Genomic DNA, 7,184 nt, shown 5'->3' with positions numbered 1-7,184 from the left:
CCGTGCGCAGCCCGCGGGAGTCCGCGAGGTCGCGCATGGCGGCGACCCTGGCGTCGTCGACGTTGAGCACTGCGGTTCCGGGCACGCGGGCGGCGGCGACCAGTTCGGCTTTCGCCTTCGCCGTCGCCTCGATCCCACCGAATCCCCCGGCATGCGCCATACCGACCATCAGCACGACGGCGACATCGGGCTCCACGAGGCCTGCGAGGTGAGCGATGCTCCCCGGTGCCGCCGCTCCGAACTCGCTCACGAGGAAGCGGGTGCTCTCGGTGACCCGGAGCATGGTGACGGGAGCGCCGACCTCGTTGTTGAACGACTTCACGGGGGCGACGGTCTCGCCCTCGGCTTCGAGGATGCGCGCGAGGAAGTTCTTGGTGGTGGTCTTGCCGTTCGATCCGGTGATGCCGACGATGCGAAGGTCTCCGCCGGCACGGACGCGCGCGACGACCTCCTTCGCGAGGGCGCCGAGAGCTGCGACCGCATCCGGTACGACGATCTGGCTGACGGCGACGTCGACGGGGTGCTCGACGATCGCCAGCACGGCGCCTGCCTCGGCGGCGGCACCGACGAAGCGGTGGCCGTCGGTCTCGGCTCCGGGCTTGGCCACGAAGATCGACCCGGGGCCCATCGTGCGTGAATCGGTGTCGACGAGTCCGTCGACCACGGTCTCGGTCGTGTCTTCTCCGGCCACGCGCAGATCACCGCCGACAGCAGCGGTGATCTCAGCGAGCGTCAGGGCGATCATGTCATCTCCATGCGCGGCTCTCGCCGACTATCCGAACTTGGGAAGGAGCTCGTCCATCGGGACAGAGGACGGCATCACGCGATAGGTCTTCATCACCTGCGTCATCGCCTTCTGGAAGGCGGATGCGGTGGCCGCGGACGATACAACCTTAGTCGGCTCGTCCAGGGTGACCACGACGACGTACTGCGGATCGTCGACCGGCGCGAAGCCCACCATGCTGGTGTAGTAGACCCCGGCCTTGTAGCCGCCGTTCCCGTCGGAGACCTGCGCGGTACCGGTCTTGCTGGTCACACGGTAGCCGGGAACCTGGATGCGCTCGGCGTTGCCGCCCTGCACCGCGACGTTCTCGAGCATCCGGGTGAGCTCGGCGGCCGTCTGCTCCTGGATGATCTGCTCGTGCTTCGGATCCGCCGCCTCGGTGACGGTGCCGTCGGCTCCGGTGCACGACTCGACGAGCGAGAGATCGATCTTCTCGCCGCCGTTCGCGATCGCCTGGTAGGCGCCGGCGAGCTGGGCGGCCGTCACGGTGAAGTACTGCCCGAATGTCGTCGTGTAGAGCGACTGGTTGTCCCAGTCGCTGACCGGGTGCAGGATCCCCCCGACCTCGGACGGGAAGTCGAGCGTCTTCTCGCCGACGCCGAACCGCTCGAGGTAGTCGTACCGCACCTCGGGGCTCACCATGGTGCCGAACTTCGACAGCGCGACGTTCGACGAGTCGATGAGTCCACCGGCGAGGGTGTAGTTGTAGGCGGGGTGGCTGAACGCGTCGTTGACGACGGCGCCGTTCGGGAACTTCTCGCGAGAGGAAGCGCTCACCGTGCTGAGGGGCGTCAGACCAGCGCCCTCGATGGCTGCAGCCGCGGTGACGGCCTTGAAGGTCGATCCCGGCTCGAAGTCGCGGTGGAAGATCTGGCTCGCCCTGGTCTCCGGTGTCGAGGCATCGAGGTCGTTCGGGTCCAGCGCCGGCCACTCGGCCGCGGCGCGGATCTTCCCCGTCTTCACCTCGACAACTGTCGCCGTGGCACCCTTGGCGCCCTGTATCTGGGCCTCTTCGGCGATCATCTGCTGCAGGTACCAGTTGAGATCGCTGTTGATGGTCAGTTGCACGGAACCGCCGTTCACGGCGTCGATGGTGCGCTCGCTCCCGGGGATCACGACGCCGTCCTTGCCCTTGCGGTACGTCTCCTCCCCGTCGATGGGAGCCAGGCACGAGTCGTCCAGCTTCTCGACGCCGGCCTGCGCCTCGCCCGAGTTGTCGAGGAAGCCGAGGATATTGCCGGCGACCGCGCCGTTCGGGTACACCCGCGTCTCGCGTGGCGGCATGCTCAAGTAGGAGGAGACGCCCAGCGCCTTGAGCTTCATGAACTGGTCGGTGTTGAGTCCGCGCTTGAGGGCCACGTACTGGCTGTTGGGGTTCTCGGCGAGAGCGTTCGACACCAACGCGCGAACCTCCTCGCCGGTCTGTCCGGTGATGGCCGCGATCTTGTCCATGCTCGGCTGCGAGCTCGGCGTAGAGTCCGCCCAGTGCGAGGAGCTCGGCATGGGTTCCCGACTCGACGATGCGTCCGGCCTCCAGCACGTGGATCACGTCGGCACCCATCACTGTCGAGAGCCGGTGGGCGATGGAGAGCGTGGTGCGCCCCTTCGCCGCCTCGTCGAGCGCTTCCTGCACCACGCGCTCCGACACCGTGTCGAGCGCGGAGGTGGCCTCATCCAGAAGCAGCACCGGCGGATCCTTGAGGAGCACACGGGCGATCGCGATCCGCTGCTTCTCGCCGCCGGAAAGCCGGTACCCGCGCTCCCCCACCACCGTGTCGTACCCCTGCTCGAACCCAGCGATGATGTGGTGGATGTTCGCGGCCGTGCACGCGGCGATCAGTTCGTCCTCGGTCGCATCCGGCTTGGCGTAGCGCAGATTCTCGCGGATGGTGGCGTGGAACAGGTAGGTCTCCTGGGAGACGATCCCGACATGGTCGATGATCGACTCCTGGGTGAGCGCGCGCACGTCGGCGCCGGCGAACATCACCGCGCCTCCCTTCGCTTCGTACAGTCGGGGCGCGAGGTACAGGATCGTGGTCTTGCCGGCGCCGGACGGTCCGACGAACGCGACGTGCTGCCCCGGTTCCGCCACGAACGACACCCCGTCGAGCGTCGGTCTGGCATCGGCGGAGGCGTCCGGATAGCGGAAGACGACGTCGGCGAACTCCAGACGCCCCCGTGGCCCCGGTGCCTCGTCGACCGTGATCGCATCCGGGGCATCCTCGATCTCCGGCACCAGGTCGAGGTACTCGAAGATGCGGGCGAACAGCGCCGATGACGTCTGCAGGTCGAGCGACACCCGCATCAGTCCCATCAACGGCATGAGAAGTCGTGCCTGCACGGTGGTGAAGGCGACGACGGTTCCCGCGGTGATGGCACCGGTGCCGCCGGCGATCAAGTAGCCGGAGACCAGATAGATGACAGCGGGAACACTGGCCATGAGCACCTGCACGACCGCGAAGAAACCCTGACCGCTCATCGCCCGACGCACCTGCAGCGTGACCTGGTTGCGGTTCTCGGCCTGGTAGCGCTCCGACTCGGTGCGCTGCCGGTTGAACGCCTTCGACAGCAGCATGCCCGAGACGCTCAGCGTCTCCTGGGTGATCGAGGTGAGCTCGGACAGGGATTCCTGCGTCTCCCCCGCGATGCGGGCCCGCACCTGGCCCACCTTGCGCTGCACGAAGATCAGGAACGGCATCATGATCACCGCGATCAGCGTCAGCCGCCAGTCGATCAGGATCATCGCGACGAGCGAGGCGATCACGGTTACGACGTTGCCGAGGATGCTGGTGACGGTGTTGGTCAGCACACCGGAGACGCCGCCGACGTCGTTCTGCAGCCGGGACTGGATGACGCCCGTCTTGGTGCGGGTGAAGAAGCCGAGCTCCATCGCCTGCAGGTGCTCGAACAGCTTCACCCGCAGGTCTCCGGTGACACTGTTGCCGACGGTCGAGGTCAGCCACGTCTGAGCGACTCCCAGCACCGCGGAGATCAGGAACAATCCGATCATCGCGGCCACGAGCCAGGCCAGCAGCTCGAGGTGCGGCCCGCCCCCGGCCACCGGGAACAGCGCGTCATCGAAGATGCGCTGCACGATCAGGGGCGGGATGACGGCGATCGCGGCCCCGACCACCACCAGGATGCCCGTGAAGAAGATGCGCCAGCGATACGCCCGGAACAACGACACCACCCGCGCGCCGAGCCCGTTGATCCGAGGCGCCTCGGCGTTCAGCCTCCGCTGCGCGTCTTCATCGACACCGCGGAAACCACCGCGATGTCCACCACCCATGCCTCCGCCCATACTCATGGCGCCAGCGTACCCACGCACGACGACATCGAGACCCGAGCCCGCGCCGAGCGCGGATATCTGTGAGTTCGGAATGAAATGTCCGCGGCTGCCGTTACGCTGAAGGACTCTTGCGAACTCTTGCGAACTCTCGCGATATCCATTCTTCTTCGCCCTGGAGGCCGCCCATGTCTGCCGTCGATACCGGCTCCCTCTCCACGACCGCCGCACCGGCGGGGGGCGAGATCTCCCGCAAGGACATGCGGGTGATCTGGCTCCTCCTGGTCGCCGCCTTCGTCGCCATCCTCAACGAGACCACGATGGGGATCGCGATTCCCCATCTGAACACCGACCTGGGCATCCCGCCCGAGCTCGGCCAATGGCTCACCAGCGCCTTCATGCTGACCATGGCTGTGGTGATCCCCACCACCGGCTTCATCCTGCAACGGTTCACGACGCGCCAGGTCTTCATCGCCGCGATGATCGCCTTCTCGCTCGGCACGCTCGTCGCGCTCATCGCGCCCGGATTCACGGTGCTGCTCGTCGGCCGCGTGATCCAGGCCGCCGGTACCGGCATCATGATGCCGCTGCTGATGACGACGATCATGAACGTGGTCCCGCCGCAGTCCCGCGGCCGCATGATGGGCCGTGTCGGCCTGGTGATCTCGCTCGCTCCCGCGATCGGCCCGACGCTCGCGGGCGCCGTCCTCGAATTCGCCAGCTGGCGTGCCCTCTTCGGGATCATCCTCCCGATCGCCCTGATCGCCCTGGCCATGGGCGCGAAGTGGATGACGAACCTCGGCGAGACCCGAGCCGTTCCGCTCGACGTGCTCTCGATCCCGCTCGCGGCGCTCGGCTTCGGCGGCATCGTGTTCGGACTCAGCCAGTTCGGCGGCGAGGGCGGATCGGGCGAGACCACCGGCATCGTCTCGCTGGTCGTGGGTGCTCTGTCGCTCGGACTCTTCGTCTGGCGCCAGCTCGTGCTGCAGCGCATCGACGACGCGCTGCTCGACCTGCGGGTGTTCCGCTCCAGCAACTTCACCCTCTCCGTGATCATCATGTCGATCCTGGCGCTGTCGATGTTCGGCACCCTGACGCTGCTTCCGCAGTATCTGCAGAACGTCGCCGGTCTGAATCCGCTGCAGTCGGGGCTGATCCTGCTCCCCGGATCGCTGCTGATGGGTCTGCTCGGACCGATCATGGGGCGCGTCTACGATGCGCGCGGCACGCGTCCGCTGCTGATCCCCGGCACGATCCTCGTCTCCGCCGCGCTGTTCTTCTACTCGACCGTGGGCGAGCACACCGTGTGGTGGGTCCTCATCATCGTGCAGGCCGCCATGTCGGTCGGACTCGCGATGTCGTTCACGCCGCTGTTCTCCGCCTCGCTCGGTTCGCTCCAGCGCTCCCTGTACTCGCACGGTTCGGCTGTGCTGAACACACTGCAGCAGGTCGGCGGCGCGGCGGGCGTGGCGCTGCTGCTGGTGACGTACTCGTCGATCCTGCACGCCGGCGAACAAGAGGGACTGTCGACCGCGGTCGCCGGTGCCCCCGGCGCGCGCATGGCGTTCCTGATCGCGGCGATCATCTCGCTCGCGGCAGTGGCCCTCAGCCCGTTCGTCCGCAAGCCTGCAGACGATGCCGGCGAGGGACTCCACGGAGGGCACTGACCGTCCGTAGACGGCCCGCGATGGCGTCTGCCTCTTACTCGCTCTTCGGTGCGGGGATGTGGCAGACGCCATCGCTGCAGTAGCCGAAGGCGTCGCCTTCGAGCAGGTTCAGAGAGTCCGGGAGCGGCTGCAGCCCGAGGGGTGCTTCCTGCTGCACGGAGTCCTGCTGCGTGTTCTTCATCCCTCGATCGTACGCCTGCCCGACGCACGTGGCGCCGAACCGGGCGAGACGCCTCGACAGTGGACGGACGGCGATTCTCGCTTACGGTTGTTCCATGCTCAAACGACTCCTCGCCCGCACGTTCTGGGCGTTCAGCAGATGGACGCTCGTGAGCGAGGCCGCACCGACACGTCCGACCGTTCTCGTGGGGGCACCCCATACGTCGAACTGGGACTTCGTCCTGATGCTCGCCATCGCGTGGCGGCTCGACATCGACGTGCACTGGCTCGGCAAGAAGAGCCTCTTCCGCGGCTGGCGCGGTCCGATCATGCGACGCCTCGGCGGCATCCCCGTCGATCGCTCCGACCCGGCTCGCGTGGTGAACGATGTCGTGGGACAGGTCCACGCCGGGACCGTGTTCGGTCTCGTCGTCACCCCGGACGGCACCCGCGGCGGCAACGAGTACTGGAAATCGGGCTTCTACCGGATCGCGCGAGAGACCGGCATGCCGGTGACCCTCGGGTTCGTCGACAGGACGACCATGACGTCGGGGCTCGGGCCGACGATCGACCTGACCGGGGATGTCGGGGCGGACATGGACCGGATCCGCGCGTTCTACGCCGACAAGGCCGGCGTGCGTCCCGAACGACGCACCGAGCCGCGGTTGCGCGAAGAGCTCCCCGCCACCACTGAGCCCGACGCCACCTAGGCTGCGCCTCCCGCGGGAAGACCTGGACAGCACCCGCGCCGGGAAACCACACTGAGTCCATGACAGCAGACTCTTCGGGTGGCGAGCACGAGCTCGACGATCGTGCCGACGGACGGGACGAGACCGCGAACGAACGCGCTGATCGCAACTGGGATGAGTTGCTGCAGGAGCTGCGCGTCATGCAGACCGGCACCCAGATCCTCACCGGCTTCCTCCTGGCGGTCGCGTTCCAGCCCCGGTTCACCGATATGGACGAACTCCAGCGCGACGTGTACGTCATCCTCGTCGCACTCGCCGCCGTGGCGACCATCCTCGCCCTGGCGCCGGTGGGGATGCATCGCGCGCTGTTCGGGTATCGCCGCAAGCCCGACCTCGTCCGCATCGCCGCCCGGATCGTCCGCATCGACCTGGTCGTGATCGGCGCGCTCACCATCGGGGTGACCACCCTGATCGTGGACTTCACGGTCAACCGCACGGCGGGGATCGTCGCGCTCGTCGCGGCCCTCGTTCTCGTGGCGGCGCTCTGGGTGGCGCTGCCGCGCATCATGCGCGGCAGACCCCGCGCCCGCGGAGGTGCG

At 67.5% G+C, this 7,184-nt stretch carries 6 protein-coding genes and 1 pseudogene; 3 read left to right on the top strand and 4 right to left on the bottom strand.

The genetic code is table 11. The annotated features are described in order from the left end of the window. From KZA10_RS05085 to KZA10_RS05075, 3 genes and pseudogenes are all read right to left on the bottom strand, one after another. The coding region (locus KZA10_RS05085; protein WP_256934443.1) for a Mur ligase family protein at positions 1-745 on the bottom strand (745 nt) is incomplete at its 3' end. Between the two features lie 27 nt (positions 746-772). Next, positions 773-2,236 carry a penicillin-binding protein 2 gene (locus KZA10_RS05080; protein ID WP_256934442.1) on the bottom strand — a complete coding sequence of 488 codons (1,464 nt, stop codon included), beginning with the start codon at positions 2,234-2,236 and terminating at the stop codon, positions 773-775. A gap of 1 nt (position 2,237) precedes the next feature. Next, positions 2,238-4,085: pseudogene (locus KZA10_RS05075) on the bottom strand (ABC transporter ATP-binding protein); the annotation flags it as partial. 173 nt (positions 4,086-4,258) lie between these two features. On the opposite strand from KZA10_RS05075, the gene KZA10_RS05070 reads away from it, so the two are divergent. Beyond that, positions 4,259-5,737, top strand: coding sequence for an MDR family MFS transporter (locus KZA10_RS05070; protein WP_141386681.1), 1,479 nt, complete (start codon positions 4,259-4,261; stop codon positions 5,735-5,737). A gap of 34 nt (positions 5,738-5,771) precedes the next feature. Here KZA10_RS05070 and KZA10_RS05065 read toward each other — a convergent pair whose 3' ends face one another. After that, positions 5,772-5,918 (bottom strand): hypothetical protein, encoded by a 147-nt coding sequence (locus KZA10_RS05065; protein ID WP_167497413.1) that lies wholly within the window; start codon positions 5,916-5,918, stop codon positions 5,772-5,774. Between the two features lie 94 nt (positions 5,919-6,012). Between KZA10_RS05065 and KZA10_RS05060 the strand changes: the two genes are divergently transcribed. Next, positions 6,013-6,606, top strand: a complete 594-nt coding sequence (locus tag KZA10_RS05060; RefSeq protein ID WP_127482635.1) for a 1-acyl-sn-glycerol-3-phosphate acyltransferase — start codon at positions 6,013-6,015, stop codon at positions 6,604-6,606. A gap of 59 nt (positions 6,607-6,665) precedes the next feature. Continuing rightward, the coding region (locus tag KZA10_RS05055) for a DUF6328 family protein (protein WP_218682335.1) at positions 6,666-7,184 on the top strand (519 nt) is incomplete at its 3' end.

It is taken from the genome of Microbacterium sp. BF1 (genome assembly GCF_019279095.1).
Taxonomy (GTDB): domain Bacteria; phylum Actinomycetota; class Actinomycetes; order Actinomycetales; family Microbacteriaceae; genus Microbacterium; species Microbacterium maritypicum.
Note: the sequence above shows the minus strand (reverse complement) of the source record. Positions and strands in the feature narration are given on the sequence as shown.